At 54.5% G+C, this 2,357-nt stretch carries 1 protein-coding gene; it reads left to right on the top strand.

All coding sequences use genetic code 11. From position 1 onward, the window contains the following. The first annotated feature begins 587 nt into the window (after positions 1 to 587). On the top strand, positions 588 to 2,225 hold the full coding sequence (ltrA, locus tag ACQ4W6_RS25660) for a group II intron reverse transcriptase/maturase (RefSeq protein WP_436569982.1): 1,638 nt from the start codon (positions 588 to 590) through the stop codon (positions 2,223 to 2,225). Positions 2,226 to 2,357 lie beyond the last annotated feature (132 nt).

Here is a 2,357-nt window from a genome sequence, read left to right as displayed (position 1 = left end):
GGTTGCGACACGAAGTCGCGTGTAGGAGCTGTTTCCCCGTTGACCGGAGGAGACCACCGGTGTCACCCGGTGAACCTAGGAGCCTGAATAAAGAGCGGTTCTGACAACGTAACGTAGCATCGAAAGATGCCGGATGCAAATCGTGAGTGAGGCATCCGTCTGGCAGCCATACGCTGGAGAAGTGCTAGGTAGTCGGCATGGTGAACATATGTGAATCTGCGCTAAAGGCCGTGACGAGAAACAAGCGGAAATGGCTATTGCGCTTGAACCAAAATGGTACTGGAGGTGGGAGCGGCGTCTTCAAATTGCGTCCTCGTGACCCACACACCTCCCGGTCGACAGCAGGCACCTAACCCGACGCGCTTTTACATGTGGAACGTGGAAACCCTGTATTGCTCCCTTCGGGGACAGCGGTCTGCAAGGACCGCCCATGGCGATGCTGGCATAGGAACGAGGAAAAAGCGAATGCCGCCCTGTAATGGGTCGGATAGAGGTTGCGACATCACTTCACGCGAAAGCGGGCAGACTTCCTTATGGTTTCTCTTCACGGGAGAGTTCGTAGAACCATCATTATGGAAGGAGAGCAAATGAGTGCTGCATCACTGGCGCGTGCACCTTTCAGCGTGGCGTGGGACGGCATCAATTGGGCCGAGGTTCAGCGTCAGGTACGAAGGCTGCAGACGCGTATCGTGAAGGCAACACAGGCCGGCAGACACAACAAGGCGAGAGCCCTGCAATGGCTGCTGACCCACTCGTTCAGCGGCAAGGCATTAGCTGTCAAACGGGTGACTGAAAACAAAGGCAAGAACACCCCCGGTGTGGACAAGGTAACTTGGAAATCAACGAGGGCAAAGACTAACGCGATCGCGTCGTTGACGAGGCGAGGTTACTCGTCCCTTCCACTTCGGAGAGTATTGATTCCGAAGAAAAACGGCAAGACTAGACCGCTCGGCATACCCGTGATGAGGTGCCGCGCCATGCAGGCTTTGTACCTGCTGGCGTTGGAGCCCATTGCGGAAACCACGGCCGACCTGAACTCGTATGGGTTCAGGCCGGGGCGTTCAACTGCAGATGCGGGGGGACAGTGCTTCGTCTCTCTATCGAAAAGGGCAAATGCAGCGTGGGTGCTGGAGGCCGACATCCAGAGCTGTTTCGACAAAATCAGTCATGACTGGATGATCGCCAATGTCCCCACGGACAAGGTGATTCTAAAGAAATGGCTCAAGGCGGGATACGTATATCAAGACGAACTCTTCCCCACAGAAGCCGGCACCCCACAAGGAGGCATCATCAGTCCGGTTCTGGCAAACATGACACTCGACGGTCTCGAAGCGAGACTCGCGGAGAAATTCCCGCGCGCCAAGACGACAGGCCTGAAAATGAACATGGTGCGTTACGCAGACGACTTCATTATTACTGGCCGAACCAAAGAATGGTTAGAAAATGAAGTTAAACCTGTCGTCGTTGAATTTCTGGCGGAACGCGGCTTAGTCCTGTCACCAGAGAAAACGAAAGTAACGCACATCGAGGATGGATTTGATTTCCTAGGATGGAACATTCGTAAGTACAACGGCAAGCTGTTAATGAAACCGTCGAAAGCGAACGTCAAAGGTCATCTTGACAAGGTCCGGGACATCATCAAGGGGCACAAGGCGGTTAAACAGGTCGAGTTGATCAGGATGCTCAATCCGGTTCTCCGCGGATGGGCAAACTACCACCGGCATGTCGTCGCCAAGAAAACCTTTGCTCGGGTTGATCATCAAGTCTGGTCAATGCTATGGCGATGGGCGAGAAGAAGGCACCCAAATAAAGGCGTCCGATGGGTAAAGGAGAAATATTTCCAAGCCCAAGGATGCCGGAACTGGGTATTTGCTTCAACCGAAGAAAAAGAAGATGGGACTCGGCGTGATTTCACCCTGCTAAGGGAGGCTGATACGCCAATACAGCGGCATATCAAGATCAAGGCCGACGCCAACCCGCACGACCCGAAGTGGGAACCGTATTTCGAAGCCCGCTGGGCCAAGAAGATGCTGTCCTCCGTCAGAGGCCGTGCGAAACTATACCGAGTATGGTTACGCCAAGATGGTATCTGTTGCTCCTGCGAGGAGCCGATCTTGCTGGGCAGCCCTTGGGATGCTCGTCATACCGTGAAGCGAGTTGATGGTGGGACAGATGCCGCAAGCAACCTCCAGCTACACCATCTCGATTGCCGTAGAAAGAAATAACTTGCTGGAATATACAGTGGTGCAACCGGGTGCTGAAAAGTGCCTTTGCAGAGGCTTGAGCCGTGTGCGTCGAAAGAAGCACGCACGGTTCTTAGGGGGCTGGGCGCGGGCAACCGCGTCCGGCTACCCTGC

Origin of the sequence: Janthinobacterium woesei (genome assembly GCF_051380875.1) — a bacterium.
Lineage (GTDB): Bacteria > Pseudomonadota > Gammaproteobacteria > Burkholderiales > Burkholderiaceae_D > Janthinobacterium.
Note: the sequence above shows the minus strand (reverse complement) of the source record. Positions and strands in the feature narration are given on the sequence as shown.